19 protein-coding genes are annotated in these 17,723 nt (G+C 60.0%); 11 read left to right on the top strand and 8 right to left on the bottom strand.

Features of this window, described 5'->3' with window-relative positions; all coding sequences use genetic code 11:
• Nucleotides 1–85 precede the first annotated feature (85 nt).
• From ACSV9I_RS19035 to ACSV9I_RS19025, 3 genes are all read left to right on the top strand, one after another.
• Nucleotides 86–487 carry a hypothetical protein gene (locus ACSV9I_RS19035; protein WP_054158809.1) on the top strand — a complete coding sequence of 134 codons (402 nt, stop codon included), beginning with the start codon at nt 86–88 and terminating at the stop codon, nt 485–487.
• A 63-nt stretch (nt 488–550) separates the two neighbouring features.
• Nucleotides 551–967: an OsmC family protein gene (locus ACSV9I_RS19030; RefSeq protein WP_438330379.1), complete on the top strand. Its 417-nt coding sequence runs from the start codon at nt 551–553 to the stop codon at nt 965–967.
• Nucleotides 968–1,330: 363 nt separating this feature from the next.
• Nucleotides 1,331–2,434, top strand: a complete 1,104-nt coding sequence (locus ACSV9I_RS19025; protein WP_054158811.1) for a DUF475 domain-containing protein — start codon at nt 1,331–1,333, stop codon at nt 2,432–2,434.
• 71 nt (nt 2,435–2,505) lie between these two features.
• Here the strand turns inward: ACSV9I_RS19025 and ACSV9I_RS19020 are convergent, their stop codons facing one another.
• Entirely contained in the window at nt 2,506–2,673 is a 168-nt protein-coding gene (locus tag ACSV9I_RS19020) for a hypothetical protein (protein ID WP_197278346.1), read from the bottom strand.
• Between the two features lie 161 nt (nt 2,674–2,834).
• Between ACSV9I_RS19020 and ACSV9I_RS19015 the strand changes: the two genes are divergently transcribed.
• The 3 genes from ACSV9I_RS19015 to ACSV9I_RS19005 are packed head-to-tail and all read left to right on the top strand — an operon-like array spanning nt 2,835 to nt 4,886.
• Nucleotides 2,835–3,380: a sigma-70 family RNA polymerase sigma factor gene (locus ACSV9I_RS19015; protein WP_438330378.1), complete on the top strand. Its 546-nt coding sequence runs from the start codon at nt 2,835–2,837 to the stop codon at nt 3,378–3,380.
• Nucleotides 3,367–4,140, top strand: a complete 774-nt coding sequence (locus ACSV9I_RS19010; protein WP_054158813.1) for an anti-sigma factor family protein — start codon at nt 3,367–3,369, stop codon at nt 4,138–4,140. The genes ACSV9I_RS19015 and ACSV9I_RS19010 overlap by 14 nt, the downstream gene beginning before the upstream one ends.
• 23 nt (nt 4,141–4,163) lie before the next feature.
• On the top strand, nt 4,164–4,886 hold the full coding sequence (locus ACSV9I_RS19005; protein WP_054158814.1) for a Bax inhibitor-1/YccA family protein: 723 nt from the start codon (nt 4,164–4,166) through the stop codon (nt 4,884–4,886).
• Between the two features lie 99 nt (nt 4,887–4,985).
• Here the strand turns inward: ACSV9I_RS19005 and ACSV9I_RS19000 are convergent, their stop codons facing one another.
• Nucleotides 4,986–5,120: a hypothetical protein gene (locus tag ACSV9I_RS19000; RefSeq protein ID WP_306765484.1), complete on the bottom strand. Its 135-nt coding sequence runs from the start codon at nt 5,118–5,120 to the stop codon at nt 4,986–4,988.
• A 473-nt stretch (nt 5,121–5,593) separates the two neighbouring features.
• Here ACSV9I_RS19000 and ACSV9I_RS18995 point away from each other — a divergent pair, with 473 nt between their 5' ends.
• Complete coding sequence (locus ACSV9I_RS18995; protein WP_438330377.1) at nt 5,594–6,529, top strand: DMT family transporter; 936 nt, start codon at nt 5,594–5,596, stop codon at nt 6,527–6,529.
• 109 nt (nt 6,530–6,638) lie between these two features.
• On the opposite strand, the gene ACSV9I_RS18990 is transcribed toward ACSV9I_RS18995, so the two are convergent.
• From ACSV9I_RS18990 to ACSV9I_RS18965, 6 genes are all read right to left on the bottom strand, one after another.
• A complete protein-coding gene (locus tag ACSV9I_RS18990; protein ID WP_438330376.1) occupies nt 6,639–7,643 on the bottom strand; it encodes a TRAP transporter substrate-binding protein in 1,005 nt (334 codons plus the stop codon).
• A gap of 49 nt (nt 7,644–7,692) precedes the next feature.
• Nucleotides 7,693–8,970 carry a TRAP transporter large permease gene (locus ACSV9I_RS18985; RefSeq protein ID WP_438330375.1) on the bottom strand — a complete coding sequence of 426 codons (1,278 nt, stop codon included), beginning with the start codon at nt 8,968–8,970 and terminating at the stop codon, nt 7,693–7,695.
• Nucleotides 8,970–9,503, bottom strand: a complete 534-nt coding sequence (locus ACSV9I_RS18980) for a TRAP transporter small permease (RefSeq protein WP_054158818.1) — start codon at nt 9,501–9,503, stop codon at nt 8,970–8,972. The genes ACSV9I_RS18985 and ACSV9I_RS18980 overlap by 1 nt, the downstream gene beginning before the upstream one ends.
• Before the next feature lie 5 nt (nt 9,504–9,508).
• The gene (locus tag ACSV9I_RS18975; protein ID WP_438330374.1) at nt 9,509–10,678 is read right to left on the bottom strand and encodes a fumarylacetoacetate hydrolase family protein; all 1,170 of its coding nucleotides are present in this window, start codon (nt 10,676–10,678) and stop codon (nt 9,509–9,511) included.
• Between the two features lie 173 nt (nt 10,679–10,851).
• Nucleotides 10,852–11,574: a FadR/GntR family transcriptional regulator gene (locus ACSV9I_RS18970; RefSeq protein ID WP_054158820.1), complete on the bottom strand. Its 723-nt coding sequence runs from the start codon at nt 11,572–11,574 to the stop codon at nt 10,852–10,854.
• Between the two features lie 37 nt (nt 11,575–11,611).
• Nucleotides 11,612–13,045: an FAD-binding oxidoreductase gene (locus tag ACSV9I_RS18965; protein ID WP_438330373.1), complete on the bottom strand. Its 1,434-nt coding sequence runs from the start codon at nt 13,043–13,045 to the stop codon at nt 11,612–11,614.
• A 188-nt stretch (nt 13,046–13,233) separates the two neighbouring features.
• Here ACSV9I_RS18965 and denD point away from each other — a divergent pair, with 188 nt between their 5' ends.
• The 4 genes from denD (at nt 13,234) to ACSV9I_RS18945 (ending at nt 17,722) form a co-directional block, all read left to right on the top strand.
• Nucleotides 13,234–14,217 carry a D-erythronate dehydrogenase gene (gene denD, locus ACSV9I_RS18960; protein WP_054158906.1) on the top strand — a complete coding sequence of 328 codons (984 nt, stop codon included), beginning with the start codon at nt 13,234–13,236 and terminating at the stop codon, nt 14,215–14,217.
• Nucleotides 14,214–15,113, top strand: coding sequence for an NAD(P)-dependent oxidoreductase (locus ACSV9I_RS18955; protein ID WP_438330372.1), 900 nt, complete (start codon nt 14,214–14,216; stop codon nt 15,111–15,113). The genes denD and ACSV9I_RS18955 overlap by 4 nt, the downstream gene beginning before the upstream one ends.
• Nucleotides 15,110–16,894 (top strand): IlvD/Edd family dehydratase, encoded by a 1,785-nt coding sequence (locus ACSV9I_RS18950; RefSeq protein ID WP_438330371.1) that lies wholly within the window; start codon nt 15,110–15,112, stop codon nt 16,892–16,894. Before ACSV9I_RS18955 ends, ACSV9I_RS18950 begins: the two co-directional genes overlap by 4 nt.
• A gap of 126 nt (nt 16,895–17,020) precedes the next feature.
• Nucleotides 17,021–17,722: a BA14K family protein gene (locus ACSV9I_RS18945; protein WP_438330370.1), complete on the top strand. Its 702-nt coding sequence runs from the start codon at nt 17,021–17,023 to the stop codon at nt 17,720–17,722.
• Nucleotide 17,723 lies beyond the last annotated feature (1 nt).

The raw sequence follows: 17,723 nt of genomic DNA, 5'->3' as shown, positions 1-17,723 counted from the left end.
CGAAGCTCGCAAGGGTCGTCATGATCCGAAAACGCCTTCCACGCGTATTGTGCCTGTGACCATTTTCCGACGGGAGACCTTCGAAATGACCAACAGTTTGCGCACAGGACTAATCGTCCTTTCGACCCTCGCAGTCGCAACGACGTCCGCAATGGCGAACGAGCGCTTCACCGCCAATGACATCAAGGGCGAGATCATCGGCAAGCGGATCTACCTTGCCGTACCGCTCGGGGGCGAGTTTCCACTGAATTACCGGACCAATGGACAGGTGGATGGCTCTGGCGAGGCCCTCGGCCTCGGTCGTTTTGCCAAGCCGAACGACAAGGGGCGGTGGTGGATCAAGGGCGACCAACTCTGCCAGCAGTTTACCAGCTGGTACAAGGGTGCCCCCATGTGTTTCGAACTCATCCGGACCGGTGACAAGCGGCTCAAATGGATCCGCGACAATGGCGAGACCGGCACCGCACGCATCGGCAGCAGTATCTGACGGTGGCTTGCACCGCGTGAAGGGCTCTTCTAGGCTGAGAGCCTTTCACCACCGGGAACCACCATGGCCGATTTGAGATACCGCCCGATTGGGGCAACCGCCACGCTCGCAAGAGCAGGCTATCCAGCCATCCGTTCGGCAACGGGCGGCGAACTTGATATCGTCACCGGCCCAACACAGCCTGGCTTCAACCCGCTGGATCTTCTCTTGGCGTCGCTTGCTGCCTGCATGAGCATGAGTGCCCGCATTGCCGCCCGTGAACTGGGCCTCACCGACAGGTTCGATGGTATCGCCGTCAACGTGGAGGGGGAAAAGGCCGCCGATGAGCCTTCCCGGTTTGGCAGCCTGACTGTGACAATGCGCTTCGAGGGCAACCTCACTGCAGACGAACAGAGCGCCGTCGCCCACAAGGCTGAAACGATCTGCACAGTCAGCAACAGCCTTGCCCTGCGTCCGACACTGATCGTCACGACGACCTAAATTTTCGCCGGGCCTGCGTTCTTCGGTCCCAGCCGTCAGCCGCTCAAGACGACAGCGCCGCAGACCAACGAAATTCGTTGTGAAATCGTTTGAAACGGGACCCTTTTGCCCGGTAGATCTTGACCTTCAACCCGTGTCGTTTAACTAGTTCGTGAGATGTCGTGATTGCAGCAATCACGCGATCGAAACCTGGTGCCGGGCCCCTCTGGCGAGAGTTTTACGGCGCTCTCGTGATGTCGGTACCGCCAGCAAATCAGCCGGCGGATTCAATACAATGAACACTTTGATCCTGCTTCGGGCGAAGGCGCGCGTCGCGCACCGCCTCGCAATTCCCTGCCTCTTCTTTGTCTCGGAGGTGCAGGCGTGAGCACTCCAGCAACATCGGGTGGCCAGTCCACCCTCGGTTACTTCCGTTGGGCCTTTATCGTTACGGCCATCGGCCTCGTTCTCGGCGCAGCGCTCGGCTGGCAGTCGTCGGGAACGCTTGGCGGCATGGCGACCGTCTTCTTCATCTGCTGCGTCCTGGCAGTCCTTGAGATTTCCCTCTCCTTCGACAACGCCATCGTCAATGCCAACAAGCTGAAGGACATGACGCCGCTCTGGCAGCATCGCTTCTTGACCTGGGGCATCGTCATCGCCGTCTTCGGCATGCGTATCGTCTTCCCGCTTTTGATCGTTGTGATCGCAGCGAAGATCGGGCCGATCGAAGCCATCGTGCTGGCCGCGCGCGAGCCAGCGGAATATGCCCGCATCATGAACGAGGCTCATCTGCCGATCGCAGCCTTCGGCGGCACCTTCTTGATGATGGTCGGACTGACCTACTTCTTCAACCATGAGAAGGATGTTCACTGGATCGAGGTGATCGAAAAGCACATGGCGCGCTCGGCCTCCATCAAGGGCATCGAGATCGCCTTCGTCCTGATTCTGATCCTGGTCTTCTCCAGCCTGCTGGAAGGCGCGGAAGCCACGACCTTCGTCTATTCGGCGATCTACGGCCTGGTAACCTTCCTGGCTGTCGAAGTGCTGGGCGGTCTGCTCGATGCCTCGCAGAAGGCGATGAGCGAAGCGGCCAAGGGCGGCCTCGGCGCTTTCATCTATCTCGAAGTGCTCGATGCCAGTTTCTCCTTCGATGGCGTCATCGGCGCCTTCGCCTTGACGCAGAACCTGTTCATCATTGCAATCGGCCTCGGCATCGGTGCGATGTATGTTCGCTCGATGACGATCATGCTGGTGGAAAAGGGCACGCTTGCCGAATACCGCTACCTGGAACACGGCGCCTTCTACGCCATCCTGATCCTTTCGGTGATCATGTATGTCCAGACGCTTGTCCACATCCCCGAAGTCATTACCGGCCTTGGCGGCGCGGCATTGATCGGTATCTCCCTCTGGTCGTCGATCAAGTACAATCGCAAGGAGCGCGAGGAAGAAGAGCGCCTCGCCCGCGAGAACGTCGCGGACAATATCTGAGACTGAACTCAATCTACACAAAAAGGCCGGCGGTTTACCGCCGGCCTTTGTCATTCTGGCCAAGGTTCATATCAGTCAGAGCCGACATCCGCAGTCTGGGAGCCAGGCTTGTTGAGTGCACCTGTCCCGGGAGTCTTCATCTCATCCTGAAGCTCCTTCTTGTCATGCGGTCCGGCCGCCGGCAAATCCTTCGCCTTGGAACCTTCGCTCTGATCATTCTTGTGCGTGGGCGTGTCCATGTCTCACCTCCGTTGGGGAAGTGGTAACAGCCGGAAACCCCTGCCGGTTCCCTTCGAGCGGAAACGCCGTAACGACACATGCAGCCCCGCCCGGACTTTGGTCGCAAAGTTTTTTTGAGCGCAGCTGGAATAAATGCGGCATCGGCACCGTATACTGGGTCATGACGACGAAAACGAACCCCTTCAATGTTCTTGGCCAGCTCGCAGCTCTGCGACGCTATGCCCGTTCGCTCGTCCGCAATCCCGAAGATGCCGAGGATCTGGTGCATGACACGCTGGTGCGTGCGCTTGAACGCAAGTCGAGCTTTCGCTCCGACGGCAGCATTCGCAACTGGCTTCTATCCATATTGCACAACACACATGTCGACAGGCTGCGGCGCAATCGCTCGCTGGAGCGGCGCCATCGTGAAGCCGGCGATATCGCAGAACTCGTTTCGCCTGCTGGCCAGGATCATTCGGTTCGCCTGTCGCAGGTGCGTGAAGCCTTCCTCGATTTGCCAGACGATCAGCGCGAGGCGCTGCATCTCGTTGCGATTGAGGAGCTATCCTATCAGGAAGCCGCAACTGTCTTGAACATTCCTATGGGCACGCTGATGTCCCGCATTTCCCGTGCGCGCGCCAGCCTGCGCGCCATGGAAGGCGGCGAGGACGAAAAAGCCGTGCCCCGCCTCAGAATCGTTGGAGGAAATCCCGATGACCAACCTTGATCCTGTCATCGAGTCCGATCTGCATGCCTATGTCGACGACCAGCTCGATGTTGCCCGTCGCATCGAGGTCGAGGCCTATCTGTCGGAAAATCCTTCGATTGCGGCGAAGGTCATGGCTGATCTTCGGGTCCGGGACGAACTCCGTCTGGCACTTGCCGGCCTTCCATCCGTGGCGCGGCAGGAAACCCGCGAAGCCGCCCGTGTGCTGGAGCGTGCGTTCAACGGTCGCCAGACTTTGGACCTAATGCGCCGTGCGGCAGCCGTCGTGCTGCTCGTCGGCGCCGGCTGGATCGCCCATGGCTGGATCGCGCCAGGAGGGATCGGTGAGGTAGTCGCGTCCGTACCGCCGCCGCAATTCGTCGAGGAAGCGATGCGGGCACACCAGACGGCGGAATTGCGTGAGAACATGCGATCCCAGCCCGAAGCCGGCCGCTTCGACCCGGCTGAAATCCGCTCGGCGACGGCAATCGTCTTGCCCTCCATGCCAGGAGACTGGGCGGTGCGCGATGCGCAGGTCTTTCCTTCGGCCTATGGACCGAGTGTGGAACTGGCCGTTGAGCCAAAGGCGGGCGAGAGGCTTTCCCTCTTCGCCGTGCGCCCCGGAAATTTTGCGGTCCAGCAGGTCCTGCTCCGGCAGGATGGCGAAACCCAGGCCGCTTACTGGCAGATCGGCGAAGTCGCTTACGCGCTGATCTCCGAAACTGAAAACACGGACAGGCTGGCCGACCAGGCCCGCAAACTTGCCCGTACCCTTTACTGATCCATCCACGGAGGTACTCGACTATGGATCCTATTCAGAACCGCTGGGGCTACACCAACGCCCAGGCGCAGTCCGGCGCTCTCTTCGACGAGGGCCTGCGCCAGCACATGCTGCGCATCTACAACTATATGGGCCTTGGCCTTGTCATCACCGGCCTTGTCGCATTCTTCGTCAGCCAGACACCGGCCCTCTATGTGCCGATCTTCTCGTCGCCGCTGAAGTGGGTCGTGATGCTGGCTCCGCTTGCATTTGTCTTCTTCTTCTCGTTCCGCATCCAGACGATGTCGGCATCTACGGCACAAATGACCTTCTGGGCCTTCTGCGCCGTCATGGGCCTCTCGCTCTCGTCGGTCTTTCTGGTGTTCACGGGAACGTCGATCGCGCGGACCTTCTTCATCACCGCAACCATGTTCGGTGCCATGAGCCTCTATGGTTACACCACCAAGCGTGACCTGGCGAAGTTTGGCTCCTTCCTGATGATGGGTCTGATCGGCGTCGTCATCGCCTCGGTGGTCAACATCTTCATGGGCTCCAGCGCCCTGCAGTTTGCCATCTCCGTCATCGGCGTCTTCGTCTTTGTCGGCCTGACGGCATGGGATACCCAGAACATCAAGCAGCAGTATGCGGAAAATGTCGACCAGGAGAGCCAGCAGAAGCTCGCCGTGTTTGGTGCTCTGTCGCTCTATCTGAACTTCGTCAACCTGTTCCAGCTGCTGCTGAGCCTGACCGGTCAGCGCGAAGAATAAGTCCCCAAGATCATTCACACACAAAAAATGCGCCCGGATCCATCAATCCGGGCGCATTTTGTTTGGTCTTCAATGAAAAGCCCTCGCGGGCGTAAAGGATCAGAGCGTGACGATGAGGACTGCGAGAAAGCCGATGCTGACAGCAGCGACGATCATGGCGATGCGCGACTGACAAGCCTCAACCGCACGCCAATTCCGATGTTCGTTGCCCCGTTTGATATCTGCATAAGACATGGCAATTCTCCCTATCGGACCTCAAGTGGCTCTCGCCATCTTTGTCACATTCTTGCCATAAATCGGTCTCGCGTCAATAATCACGACTAGATTAGTATGCTAAAGTTCTACGCCGTTAGGGAATTGGTAACCCGTAAGCCCTTCCCTTCCGGCACACGGATTTCAAAAGGCCATACCGCCCGGTTCTGACCGTGCGCACCTATGCCGAAAGAAGTTGAAGATCCCGAGTTTGTCTGACAACGTGACAGCGAAGTCAGCATCGGAAAACCACCAGCATCGGGAGAGTATCCGCACAGATGCAGACATCGCTTCGGGAGGAGTGCAGCAGGGCGCTTTAGGCGGCAAGTAAGCCAGCCAGAGGTCCGGTTGCGGTCTTCTCACATCACCACACGCGGATCGCCGGCCCCTCATTCCGATCCACCCTTCGTTCTTCGTCTGCCCGCAGCGGACCACTTTTCCGATCCGGAGCCTTCATGTCGACCACCTCCACCTCGTCTTCGCCCTCCTCGACATCGACCGGAGGATGGGCGGCCTTTGCGGGCCCCGCCGTCATGCTTCTCGGCATGCTGCTCTTTGCGCTCAATGATGCCATGGGCAAATGGCTGGTCGCCAGTTACGGCCTCGGACAGGTGATCTTCATTCGCAGCATCGCCGCCCTCGTCATCCTCGCACCCTTTCTCTGGATGGCCGGTCGGAAGCCAATCGTCGAGGCTGAACGCCCCGCCCTCCAGTTTGCTCGCGTGGTTTTCTCCACGCTCGAACTCTTCTGCTTCTACTATGCGGTCATGTATCTGCCCTTGGCCGACGTCATGACCTACTGGCTCGCAGCCCCGATCTATGTGGCCGCCGCCGCCCCCTTCCTGCTCGGTGAAAAGGTCGGATGGCGACGCTGGACGGCGATCGCGATCGGCTTTGTCGGCGTCATCATCACACTCGAACCGTCGAGTGCGATGTTCACCATGCCGGCCGTCATCTCGATCATCGGCACAGGCGCCTTCGCCTTCATGATGCTGTCCGGCCGCAGTCTTCGTGGCACGCCGGACAAAACGCTCGTCTTTTTCCAGACCGCAGGTGCCGCATTGATCGGTCTGGTCATGGCGCCGTTGGACTGGACGCCGCTGACCTCGATATCCGAGGTCCTGATGCTCGGTCTCCTGGGTATCGTCGCAATGGGTGCGCATATGCTGGTCAACAGAGCCCTGAAGATCTCGGACGCTGCGACCGTTGCCCCCTTGCAGTACACGCTTCTGCTCTGGGCCGTTGTCTTCGGCTGGTTCTTCTTCGGGGAAGTGCCACGCCTGACCATGGTCATTGGCGCATCACTGATCGTGGGCTCCGGTCTATTCATCTTCTTCCGCGAACAGCAGCTGAAGAAGCGCGACAAAGTTCTGCCTGCCATCCCGGAATAAGACCAGCTTCCTCTGAGGATAGATCTTAAATGCAGAAGCCCGCAGCGTAATGACACGCTGCGGGCTTCTTCTGGTTGTGGATCAGGACCACGACCAGGGAGACTTTGGCTTACTTGCGGGCTTCCTCGATCTTGGCGAGAATCTGATCGACGACATCAGCACCGATCGCGTCCTTGTGCTTCTCGTAGACAATCTTGGACTTCTCGCGGATCCGGGCCTGCTCGTCAGCGGACAGGACGTTCACCTCAAGACCGGCGGCCTTGATCTTTTCCAGCGACTTCTTGTTGAGGTCGGCAATGACCGAACGCTCGACATCGCGGCCAACGACTGCGCACTCGCGAAGAGCGGTCTGTTCTTCAGGGGTGTAGGTGTCGAAAATCGCCTTGGAGAAGAGGAAGAGGAACGGCGTATAGGCGTGGTTCGTCTCGGTGATGTATTTCTGCACTTCGAAGAACTTCGAGGTATCGATCGTCACGTAGGGGTTTTCCTGCGCGTCGATCGTCTTGGTTTCCAGCGCCGAGAACACTTCACCAAACGCCATCGGAGTGGCATTTGCGCCGAGGTTCTGGAAGGTATCGAGGAAGATGTTGTTCTGCATGACGCGAACCTTCATGCCCTCGAAGTCTTCCCACTTGGTCACCGGACGAACCGAGTTCGACAGGTTGCGGAAGCCGTTTTCCCAGTATGCGAGATTGACCAGGCCGACGGCTGCCATCTTCTCGTTCATCATGTTGCCGAAATCGCCGTCGAGAACCTTGTAGGCTTCGTCAGCCGACGAGAACAAGAACGGAAGGTCGAAGACGCCAAGTGCCGGCTCGATGCCGACCAGCGGCGAGGACGAGGTGACGACTGCTTCCTGGACGCCCGAGCGCAGGGCCTGGGTTGCCTGAAGGTCACCGCCGAGAGCGCCACCCCAGAAGGCCTGTAGCTTCAGCTTGCCGCCGGACTTTTCATCCAGGCACTTCTGCATGGCGTCAATGCCGTTGCCGACCGGGTGGTCCGCATTGATACCGTTCGAGACGCGAATAGTGCGTTCATTGAACTCTGCGAACGCAGGGGCTGCGCCAGAGACCGCGAAGGCAATTGCGGTGGTTGCGAGTAGAAACTTCCTCATAAGATATCCTCCCTTGGATTGACGATGAGACGGCAGAAAAGCTTGGGCGTCACCTCAGCCATTGAGCTGGAACGATGACGATCTCTGGAAAGACCACCAGCAGCATCAGCACGGCGATCTGAGCGAGGAGAAAGGGCGTGACACCCGTAATCACCTTGCCAAGCGGCACGCGGCCGACGCCGCTGACGACGTTGAGCACAACGCCAACTGGCGGCGTGATCAGGCCGATGCAGCAGTTCATGATGAACATGACGCCGAAATAGACCGGATCGATGCCTGCCTGCTTGATAATCGGCATCAGCACCGGCGTCAGGATCAGGATTGTTGGCGTCAGGTCGAGTGCCGTGCCCACCACGAGCACCAGAAGCATGATGACGAACATCAGCAGCATCGGGCGGTCAATCAACGGTTCGATATAGCCCGTGATCTCACCGGGAATGTTGGCAGCCGTGATCAGCCAGGCGGAAACCAGCGCTGCGCAGACCAGGAACATGATGATCGACGTGGTCTTCGCCGCCTGCAGGATAACGTGTGGCAGGTCTTTCGGCTTCAGTTCGCGGTAAATCACCATGCCGACAAACATGGCATAGGCGGCTGCAATGACGGCCGCCTCGGTCGGCGTCACCACACCGGCCTTGATGCCGCCCAGAATGATCACCGGCATGCCGAGAGCCCAGGCTGCACGGCCTGTCACGCGAAGCCGCTCGGCCGAGGACGCCTTGAGCAACGGCACGATATTGTCCTTGCGCACCGTGATCTGCCAGGCCACGACCAGCGCTACGCCCATCAGAATGCCGGGCACGATGCCGGCCATGAAGAGCTGCGTGATCGAGACATTGGCCGCGACGCCGAAAACGATAAAGGCCATGGACGGCGGAATGACCGGCGCAATGATGCCGCCAGACGCAATGAGACCCGCCGAGCGCGGCACGTTGTATCCGGCCTTGGCCATCATCGGAATGAGGATCGCCGCAAGCGCTGCCGTATCAGCCGCAGCCGAACCGGAAATGCTGGCCATGATGACGGCCGCCACAATGGCAACGATGCCGAGGCCGCCGCGGACATGGCCGACACAGGCAACAGCGAAATCGATGATGCGGCGGGAAAGGCCACCGGAATTCATCAGTTCGCCGGCGAGCACGAAAAACGGAATGGCAAGCAGCGTGAAGGTATCAGCGCCGGCGATCATGTTCTGGGCAATGATCTGGCTGTTGAACATGCCCATGTACCACATGAGCGTGACGCCGCAGAACATCAGCGAGAAAGCAACCGGCACGCCAACCGCCATGGCAGCGAGAAGCGAGACGATGAAGACGATAAGGGTCATCAGGCACGCTCCGACAGTTTTTCGAGGCTAAGGTTCTCTCCGGCAAAGGCGGCAATTTCTTCATCTGTCGCGCGACCGCTCAAAAGCCTGACCAGGCGCTCAAGCGCGATCAGCGCACAGCCGCCACCAGTGAAGAAGCCGATGCCGTAGACCCAGCCCATCGACAGACCGGTCACGGGCGCCGCCATGCTGGCATTGATCGGTAACTGCTTCCACGTGCCCCAGAAGAACAGCAGGGACACGCCGAGAATGACCAGATTGCTGATGATCATGCAGACGACACGCCCCCGGCGGCCGAGGACGGCGACCAGCGACTCGACACCGAGGTGCCCGTATTCTCGGAAACCGACGACGGCCCCGATGAAGGTCAGCCAGACGAAGAAGTAACGCGCCAATTCATCGGAAACGGTGAGGCCCGAATTGAGTGCGTATCGCAGGATCACATTGACGAAGACCATCACGGCCATGCCCGACAGGAGCAGGATGAGAAGCCATTCGAGAATGCGATAAAAGAGGTCGATGATCTTGGTCATTCGTCTCACACCTTGTTGAGAAGGCCGCGTTCGGCGAGGTTGCGAAACAGAGCGCGCGTGCCGAATGTCCATTCGGGACACGCATCGGTGCGATCGACCCAGTTGACGAGCCGGCCGAGCTTCGGCGTGAAGATCTCGACGCGATCCCCAACCTCATGGGTGAAACCGAGCCCCGCTCCCCTGCGATCCTTGACCGGCGCAAACATCGTACCGAGAAACAGAACGGCGCCATCGGGGTACTGGTGATTGCGATTGCGCAGTTGCGAGACCAGATTCTCAGGCGAACGGCTGATCGCCTCCATGGGGCTTTCGCCCGTCATCTCAAAGCCGTCTTCACCTTGTACCAGAAGCGAGACGCGCACTTTGCTCAGGACATCGAGCGTGAATTGCCCGTCAAACAGGCGGATGAACGGACCGATGGAGCAGGAGGCATTGTTATCCTTGGCTTTGCCGAGAAGCAGCGCCGAGCGACCTTCGACGTCACGCAGATTGACGTCGTTGCCGAGTGCAGCCCCGACAATCCGACCATCCGAGCGTACGGCAAGCACGACCTCGGGCTCGGGGTTGTTCCAATGGGAGATCGGATGAATGCCGACAAGGTCGCCACAGGCGACGGAAGACATCGGCTGCGCCTTGGTGAAGATTTCGGCATCGGGACCGATGCCAACTTCGAGGTATTGCGACCAGAGGCCCATGTCCTGCAGCAGGGCCTTGACCTTGGCGGCCTGTTCGGACCCGGCCACGAGCCCGCGCAGGCTGTCGCCCAGCACCGGCGCCAGCTTGGCACGGATATCCTGAGCACGTGCCGCATCGCCCTTGGCCTGCTCTTCGATCACGCGCTCCAGCATGCTGTCGGCGAAGGTCACACCGGCCGCTTTCACGGCCTGGAGATCGATCGGCGCCAGCAACCGGCCCGATGCACCACTCAGGAAGGCATCCAGATCCCCAAGATCACTGAATTCTGCTGTCGCCAGAAGCCGGTCGGATAGTCCGTCAATTTCGAGCAGCCCGGAGACCGTTGGCGACAGGCTACTGAGGTCGAACACGCGGCCGGCCCTCACAAGCACCGGGCACGGACCACCTGCTGCGTTTGACCAGACGCGCCCGACAAGGATTGCATCAGCGGCGTCTTCCGGCAGGATATCGACGGACTTCAGGTTATGCTTCGGCGCCAAGACGGGCCTCCTCCTCCTCAGGCAAGGGACACCCTCCTGTCACCTCGCCCTATTGTCAGGATGTCTGACAACTCTCCATTCAAATCATTAAGGACAGATCCCTGTCCTGTCTAGCCCCATCCAGTCACTGACTGCAGTTTACCCCGGATAGCAGGCCCTCGGGCCATTCATGTCTAGTCGAGACTGAGGGCGATGCGGCTTGCCGCCCCGTGCAAATGGGCCCGCATCGCCTCGCGGGCCGCCGCTGGATCGCGACTGGCAATTGCATCACGCAGGGCCACATGCTCGGCAATCGTCGCTTCGACGATCTCCTCAAGCACCGCTCGTGCCCGCGCCGCATTGATGGCCAGGCTGATCCGCTCAGCGATAAACCCGATGAACAGCGCGAAGTATTCGTTATGGGTTGCCTCGGCAACAACGCGGTGGAAGGCAAGATCGGCAACGATCCCCTGGTCTGTCCATTTTTCCGTACCGGTCATCTGCGCGAGCGCTGCATCGATCCTCGCAAGATCGTCCGGCGTATGATGCACGGCCGCCAGCCCAGCGGCCTCGACTTCCAGCGGCACGCGAAGCTGGAACAGCGCCCTGAAACTTTGCGGGTCGAATAGCTCACCATCCTTGATCCGGATGAGACGGGCCGAGCGCTCGCTGACAAAGGCGCCGACCCCCTGACGGGTTTCCACCATGCCTTCGTTGCGCAATTGGGCAATGGCTTCGCGGATCACGGAACGGCTGACGCCCAACGTCTTTGCCAGAACATGCTCGGTCGGCAGCTTGTCGCCAGGCTTCAGCCGGGATTCGCTGATCTCCGATGCAAGATGCGCAGCAATCCGCGCTGGCAAATGCTCGCTGCGCCTGATTTGCCCGATATTGAACTGCCCGATCTCGGTCGACATGTCTGCCTTATCTCCCTGCCCTGCCGCCGGTTGTTCATCAATCCGGATCGAAATTCAATTGGCAACCGCGATTCATGATCAATCCCGGATCGACCGCACGCTTGATAGCACCAAGAAGCCGTGCCTGCGCATCCGGCAGCCGCGAGACGAAGTCAGCCTTCTTCAACCGGCCGACCCCATGTTCGGCGCTGATCGAGCCACCGAAGAGGTAGAGCACTTCGTTGATCGCTATCTTCGCTCGGTAGAGATAGGCATCGATCTCCTCCCGCGTGAGCCCGTTCGGCGGCAGGACATTCAGATGCACATTGCCGTCGCCGACATGGCCATAGGAAACACAGAGTGCATCCGGCAACTGCTCCATGACAGCCGCTTCGGCCTCATGCACGAAATCGGCAAGCCGCGACAGGGGAACGGAGACATCGGTGCGAAGATGCGCGCCACGCCTCGCCTGGCCCTCGTTCATGCCCTCGCGGAAGAGCCAGAGATTGCGCGACTGGGCCTTGGATGCGGCGACGACACCATCGAGCACCAGCCCCTCCTCCATCACGCCCTCAAGGAAGCGATGCATCAGATCCTCGACATCGACCAGCCCGGATCCGGAAATCTCCATCAAAACATAGGCCGGATAATCAGCCGCAATTGGCATGAGGAGATCCGGCATAGCCTCACGGGCAAGCGTGAAGGCAACGGGCGGCATGAATTCGAAGGCCGACATCAGGTCGCAGCAATCCCGCCTTGCCCGCCGATAAAGGGCAATGGCGTCCGACAAAGCGTTGAGACCGACAAGTGCCGTGGCGACCTGTTCGGCTGGCGGCAGGAGCTTGACCGAGACCGCCGTGATAATGCCGAGCGTCCCTTCGGCGCCGATGAACAATTGCTTGAGGTCGATACCGCGATTGTCCTTGCGCAGGGTCGATAGACCGTCGAAGACGGAACCATCGGGCAAAACCACTTCGAGACCCAGCACCAGTTCGCGGGTCATTCCATAGCGCAGCACATTGATACCGCCTGCATTGGTCGAGACGTTACCGCCGATCCGGCACGATCCTTGGGCACCAAGCGCCAGCGGGAAATAGAGCCCGGCAGCCTCCACCTTGTCCTTGAAATCGGAAAGGATCGCCCCGGCTTCGACGGTGGCGGAAAAATCATCGGCATCGATCCGACGGATAGCCGTCATCCGCTCAAGACTGATGACCACTTGCCGGGCCGGATCATCAGGCGTTGCCCCGAGCACCAGACCCGTATTGCCACCCTGCGGCACGATGGAAAGACCAAGACCGGAGATTGCCAGAACCGCGGCGGAGACATCAGCCGTGCTGCGTGGCCGGATGACCGCGACGGCACTGGACGTCACATCGCCATGCCAATCCCGGCAATAACGCTCCACCTCGGGGCCAGACAGCACCAGATCAGCCCCAAGTAGGCTCTCCAATGCTTCGACGTGACCACCCGGTTTCCCCTCAGCGACCATAGCGCTCTTTCCTTTGGCCTTACGACCATGGCCGGGGCCGACTTCGGAGGAGCCGCAGGCATGATCAACAATTCAGTTTCCAAGCGAATGATATAAGGTTATCAGACAACCTTACAAATGCTTTTTTTATCAACGGCGGCTTGTTTGGATAACCACCCCGTCGGATGCTTCTGGAGGAGGAGATACGCATGCATATTCTGATTATCGGCGCAGCCGGCATGGTCGGCCGCAAGCTTGCGGAACGGCTGGTGCGCGACAGTGGGCTTGATGGCCGGGCGATCGACACGATGACACTGGTCGATGTCGTCGCTCCAGAGGAACCGGCAGGCTTCACGGGCAAAACAAACATCCGCACCATCGACCTGTCGGCTCCGGATGCCGCCGAATCCCTTATAACCGGCCGACCGGATGTGATTTTCCACCTGGCCGCGATTGTATCGGGCGAAGCGGAACTGGATTTCGACAAGGGATATCGCATCAATCTCGACGGCACACGCTATCTCTTCGAGGCCATTCGCATGGCCCATCAGAAAGACGGCTATCGCCCGCGCCTCGTCTTCGCCTCCTCGATTGCCGTTGTCGGCGCGCCCCTGCCCTATCCGATCCCGGACGATTTCCACACCACGCCGCTGACGAGCTACGGCACCCAGAAGGCGATTTCAGAACTTCTGCTCTCGGACTATTCCCGCAAGGGGTTCTTCGACGGCATCGGCATTCGGCTTCCCACCGTCTGCATCCGCCCGGGCAAACCGAACAAGGCCGCTTCGGGCTTCTTCTCCAACATCCTGCGCGAACCGCTGGTTGGCAAGGAAGCCGTGCTTCCGGTCAGCGAGGACGTTCGCCATTGGCACGCCTCCCCCCGCTCTGCTGTAGGCTTCATGATCCATGGCGCGACGATCGACCTCGAAAAGGTCGGCCCCCGCCGCAACCTCTCCATGCCGGGCCTGAGCGCCACGGTCGGTGAACAGATTGAGGCCTTGCGTCGCGTGGCCGGTGACGCTGCGGTCAGACTCATCCGCCGTGAACCGGACGAAATGATCATGCGCATGTGCGCCGGATGGGCACCCGGCTTCGAAGCCACCCGCGCCCGCGAACTGGGCTTCACCGCCGAAAGCTCGTTCGACGACATCATCCGCGTTCATATCGAAGACGAACTGGGAGGTTCGCTGTGATCACCCAAGCCGCCAGACACATTGCTTTTCTCGGCACAGGATTGATGGGCGCGCCCATGGCGAAGCGCCTCCTTTCGGCAGGCTTCGATGTATCGGTCTGGAACCGTGACGCACGAAAAGCCCAAGTGCTGTCCGCCGATGGCGCCAGGATCTGCGAAACAGCAGCCGGCGCAGCAAAGAACGCCGATATCGTTTTCACCATGCTATCGGATGGCAACGCCGTCGCCGACGTGCTGTTTGCGGGCGGCGTTGCCGAAACGCTGAAAGACGGGGCAATCGTCGTAGATACCTCCTCCATTGCTCCCCCGATGGCCATCGATCATGCGGCGCGCCTTGCTGAACGTGGCATTGCCCATCTCGACGCCCCGGTTTCGGGCGGCGTGGTCGGTGCAGAGGCAGGCACGCTTGCCATCATGGCCGGCGGCAATGCCGAGATTGTCGAAAGCCTTGCCGACGTCTTCGCGCCGCTCGGCCGTGTGACCCATGTCGGCCCTTCCGGCGCCGGCCAGATCTGCAAGCTCGCCAACCAGCAGATTGTCGCCATCACCATCGGCGCGGTGGCGGAGGCCATGATGCTGGTGGAAGCCGGCGGCGCATCGCGTGCAAAATTTCGCGACGCGATCCGGGGCGGCTTTGCCGAGAGCCGTATCCTTGAGCTGCATGGCCAGCGCATGGTTGACCGGAGCTTCGCGCCGGGTGGCCCATCGCGACTGCAGCTGAAGGACCTGAACGCAGTCGTCGCCATGGCAGACGCCCTGTCGCTCGACCTGCCACTGACGGCAGAGGTTCGAAGCGCCTTCGAGGCCTTTGTTGCCGATGGCCACGGTGAAACCGACCATAGCGGCCTTTTGCTGCACCTGGAAAAGATCAATCATCGCGGGGAGGAGAACCGATGAGCGAGACGAAAAAGAATGATCGCCGCCTGCGCTCGCAGGATTGGTTCGACAATCCCGACCATCTCGACATGACGGCCCTCTATCTGGAGCGCTTCATGAACTACGGCACGACACCGGAGGAACTGCGCTCCGGCAAGCCGATCATCGGGATTGCCCAGTCTGGCAGCGACATCAACCCCTGCAATCGCCACCACGTCGATCTCGCCAAGCGTGTTCGCGATGGCATTCGCGATGCCGGCGGCATTCCGATCGAATTCCCCTCGCATCCCCTGTTCGAAAACTGCAAGCGACCAACGGCAGCCCTTGATCGCAATCTCGCCTATCTCGGTCTGGTCGAACTTCTCTATGGCTATCCCTTTGACGGGGTCGTGCTGACCACGGGATGCGACAAGACCACGCCATCGGCCCTGATGGCAGCCTCCACCGTCGACATTCCCGCCATCGTTCTGTCAGGCGGCCCCATGCTTGACGGCTGGCACGATGGCGAACTCGTCGGCTCCGGCACCGTCATCTGGCGGTCACGACGCAAATATGCCGCTGGCGAAATCACCCGCGAGGAATTCCTCGAACGGGCGCTGGATTCCGCCCCGTCGATCGGCCACTGCAACACCATGGGCACCGCCTCGACCATGAATGCGATCGCAGAAGCCCTCGGCATGTCGCTCACCGGCTGCGCAGCCATTCCAGCCGCCTATCGCGAGCGCGGCCAGATGGCCTATCGCACCGGGCGCCGTGCGGTCGAGCTGGTGCTTGAAGACATTCGCCCCTCGAACATCCTCACCCGGGAAGCCTTCCTCAATGCCATCAAGGTCAATTCAGCAATTGGCGGCTCGACCAACGCCCAGCCGCACCTGATGGCCATGGCCAAGCATGCAGGGGTCGAACTTCTGCCGGAGGACTGGCAGATCCATGGCTTCGACATTCCTCTGCTTGCCAATGTCCAGCCGGCCGGCGCCTATCTCGGCGAACGCTTCCACAGGGCTGGCGGCGTTCCGGCGATCATGTGGGAACTGCTCCAGGCGGGCAAACTCGACGGCAGCTGTCAGAGCGTTACCGGCAAGACCATGGCGGAAAACATCGAAGGGCGGGAAGCGACCGACCGCGAGGTCATCAAATCCTATGCCGAACCGATGAAGGAGCGCGCCGGTTTCCTCGTTCTGAAAGGCAATCTCTTCGACTTCGCCATCATGAAGACCAGCGTCATCTCGGAAGGGTTCCGCCAGCGATACCTGCAGGAGCCGGGACGTGAAGGCGTGTTCGAAGGCCGCGCCATCGTCTTTGATGGGTCGGAAGACTATCACAAGCGCATCAACGACCCCGCCCTCGACATAGACGAGAACTGCATCCTCGTCATTCGCGGGGCAGGTCCACTGGGTTGGCCGGGTTCTGCCGAGGTCGTCAACATGCAGCCACCAGACCACTTGATCAAGCGTGGGGTCCTGAGCCTTCCGACGATCGGCGACGGCCGCCAGTCCGGTACCGCTGACAGTCCATCCATCCTCAATGCCTCGCCAGAGAGTGCAGCTGGCGGTGGCCTTGCATGGATCAGATCAGGCGATCCGATCCGCATCGACCTCAATCAGGGACAATGCAACATGCTGGTGGATGACACGGAAATTGCCCGTCGCAAAGCTGAGGGCATTCCTGCCGTGCCGGCAGACGCCACGCCATGGCAGATGCTGTACCGTCAGACGGTGACGCAGCTCGCGGATGGCGCGACCATCCGTGATGCCGACAGGTTCCGCCAAATCGCAAAAAAACCACCGCGTCACAACCACTGACACTCAACCGACACCCGCAGCCGGCCTCGCCTGGGGCCGGTAACAAGGGCAAAACAGAGTTTTCGGATCGGTCGGGAACATCCGGGGGCAGGTAAACATTCTCCAGTCAAATCAATGGAGAATGACATGAAGTCCGCTTTTCTGCTCCTCTCTGGCGTCGCCACGACGGTGACCCTGCTCATCGCTGGCTTGGCAGTGGTCCAGGCAGCACTGCCGGATGAGGGTCAGCATCACTTTACCGGCCTGGACAATTCGCCTCTCTGGACAAGCGGGCCGGTCACAATAGCAAACAGAGATACGCAGGGTTATCAGCGCATCGCTGCCCGTTTGCCAGCAGACACGGTAATGGTCGCCTCCATCCCGCCTGAAACCAAGCCGGATCTATCAGCTGACAACGAAGCGTCGGGCCTCGACTATGTGGTCACGTCCGCGCTGGAGGAAAGCATCCCGCCGGAAGAAGGCGAGATCAGCATCGGTTATGCGCCGGAGCATCTTGACTGGTGCCAAGGGAAGTATCGCTCCTATAGGGTGGAAGATAACACCTATCTGTCATTCAGCGGCGCAAGGCGGACATGCGAGTCACCATTCGACACGGCAGAGTTCCATGACAGGTCTTCACCAATACCACTGGAGCAGGTTTCGTCAGACACATCAGATTCGTCGATTGCCAGCTACGAGGTGAGCGAAGCCGAACGTGACAGTATGCACGTCGATGCAGTGAGCATAGAGGAATGCGCCGCGCGCTACAGGTCCTATCGCGTCAGTGACAATACCTATCAGCCCCATGGCGGCGGTCCACGGAAAGCATGCGAAATCCGCAGCTTCTAAA

This window comes from Rhizobium sp. G187 (assembly GCF_051549525.1).
Lineage (GTDB): Bacteria > Pseudomonadota > Alphaproteobacteria > Rhizobiales > Rhizobiaceae > Allorhizobium.
This window is presented reverse-complemented; position numbering and strand designations above follow the sequence as displayed.

Coding starts and splice junctions, on each gene's coding strand:
- ACSV9I_RS19035 (WP_054158809.1), top strand. CDS start 86: ATGACCAACAGTTTGCGCACAGGACTAATCGTCCTTTCGACCCTCGCA.
- ACSV9I_RS19030 (WP_438330379.1), top strand. CDS start 551: ATGGCCGATTTGAGATACCGCCCGATTGGGGCAACCGCCACGCTCGCA.
- ACSV9I_RS19020 (WP_197278346.1), bottom strand. CDS start 2,673: ATGGACACGCCCACGCACAAGAATGATCAGAGCGAAGGTTCCAAGGCG.
- ACSV9I_RS19015 (WP_438330378.1), top strand. CDS start 2,835: ATGACGACGAAAACGAACCCCTTCAATGTTCTTGGCCAGCTCGCAGCT.
- ACSV9I_RS19010 (WP_054158813.1), top strand. CDS start 3,367: ATGACCAACCTTGATCCTGTCATCGAGTCCGATCTGCATGCCTATGTC.
- ACSV9I_RS19005 (WP_054158814.1), top strand. CDS start 4,164: ATGGATCCTATTCAGAACCGCTGGGGCTACACCAACGCCCAGGCGCAG.
- ACSV9I_RS19000 (WP_306765484.1), bottom strand. CDS start 5,120: ATGTCTTATGCAGATATCAAACGGGGCAACGAACATCGGAATTGGCGT.
- ACSV9I_RS18995 (WP_438330377.1), top strand. CDS start 5,594: ATGTCGACCACCTCCACCTCGTCTTCGCCCTCCTCGACATCGACCGGA.
- ACSV9I_RS18990 (WP_438330376.1), bottom strand. CDS start 7,643: ATGAGGAAGTTTCTACTCGCAACCACCGCAATTGCCTTCGCGGTCTCT.
- ACSV9I_RS18985 (WP_438330375.1), bottom strand. CDS start 8,970: ATGACCCTTATCGTCTTCATCGTCTCGCTTCTCGCTGCCATGGCGGTT.
- ACSV9I_RS18980 (WP_054158818.1), bottom strand. CDS start 9,503: ATGACCAAGATCATCGACCTCTTTTATCGCATTCTCGAATGGCTTCTC.
- ACSV9I_RS18970 (WP_054158820.1), bottom strand. CDS start 11,574: ATGTCGACCGAGATCGGGCAGTTCAATATCGGGCAAATCAGGCGCAGC.
- ACSV9I_RS18965 (WP_438330373.1), bottom strand. CDS start 13,045: ATGGTCGCTGAGGGGAAACCGGGTGGTCACGTCGAAGCATTGGAGAGC.
- denD (WP_054158906.1), top strand. CDS start 13,234: ATGCATATTCTGATTATCGGCGCAGCCGGCATGGTCGGCCGCAAGCTT.
- ACSV9I_RS18950 (WP_438330371.1), top strand. CDS start 15,110: ATGAGCGAGACGAAAAAGAATGATCGCCGCCTGCGCTCGCAGGATTGG.
- ACSV9I_RS18945 (WP_438330370.1), top strand. CDS start 17,021: ATGAAGTCCGCTTTTCTGCTCCTCTCTGGCGTCGCCACGACGGTGACC.